Annotated in this window: 1 protein-coding gene and 1 pseudogene; both read right to left on the bottom strand. The window is 43.5% G+C overall.

Annotated features, from left to right (window positions below):
• A pseudogene (locus AB4653_RS17955) lies at window positions 1–114 on the bottom strand (3'(2'),5'-bisphosphate nucleotidase CysQ); the annotation flags it as partial.
• 36 nt (window positions 115–150) lie between these two features.
• Window positions 151–702, bottom strand: coding sequence for an ADP compounds hydrolase NudE (nudE, locus tag AB4653_RS17950; RefSeq protein WP_102257550.1), 552 nt, complete (start codon window positions 700–702; stop codon window positions 151–153).
• Between the last annotated feature and the right edge of the window lie 294 nt (window positions 703–996).

Here is a 996-nt window from a genome sequence, read left to right as displayed (position 1 = left end):
GGTAAACTCTTCGTAATCTTTTTTCTCGTAGATCTCTAAGATCAGTTGCCCAGCAGAGCGAGCAATCTCAATGACAGAGGGCAGCAGGTGAGACAAATCTTTTGTTATTGGCATAAATATTCTCTTACTCTTCGAGTGATTCTGACTGTTTTAATTATTGTTTAATACGCGAAGGGCTAATAGTAGGGCGGTAATACTGCGAGCCTCACAGAAGTCGAGATGCGTTAACAGTTCTTCGGCTTGAGCAAGTGGCCAGCGCACAATGTCTAGTGGCTCTGGTTCATCACCTTCTAGTTTCTCTGGGTAGAGCTCTTCTGCGATAAACAGCGTCATCTTGCTAGAGAAATAAGAGGGTGCAAGGATCACTTCTTTTAGAGGAGTCAGCTTGTTGGCACCAAAGCCAATCTCTTCTTTTAGTTCACGAATGGCGGCTTCATTTGGTTGTTCGCCTGGATCAATTAGACCTTTTGGGAAGCCGAGTTCATAGCGCTCTGTACCCGCAGCGTATTCACGCACTAACAGAATATCGCCTTGTTCAGTAATCGGAACCATCATGACTGCGTTTCGGCCGCTGGGCTTCATACGTTCGTAAGTGCGCTCTTCACCGTTTGAAAAGCGTAAATCGAGAGACTCGATAGAGAACAGTTTTGATTGAGCGACAGTTTGCTGAGCCAAAATTTCTGGTTTGGTCCTTTTTGTCATTGCGCTCACTCCTTAACTCATTGGAATTCTTTCTTATAAAGTCATTCTAATATAGGGGAAATGACGGTGAGTTCCTAGATCCTAGCTTTCATATCCTAGAATTATTGGAGCAGGAACCGATTGCGATCACTTGAATACCTTACTGCAAATGGTAACGCCTCACTATTGTTGGCATTGAACGGGAAATATACGGTTGAGGAGTGCTTCTGCTGTTTTAAACACAAAAAAGGTTGATGCTTGCGCATCAACCTTTTGATTGAATCTTTAACTATCTACTGGCTAAGACTGTATGAG

Origin of the sequence: Vibrio sp. 10N.222.48.A3, from assembly GCF_041475345.1 — a bacterium.
Classification (GTDB): Bacteria; Pseudomonadota; Gammaproteobacteria; order Enterobacterales; family Vibrionaceae; genus Vibrio; species Vibrio tasmaniensis_A.
The sequence above is the reverse complement of the archived record's forward strand: the minus strand, read 5'-3'. Positions and strand labels throughout refer to the sequence as shown.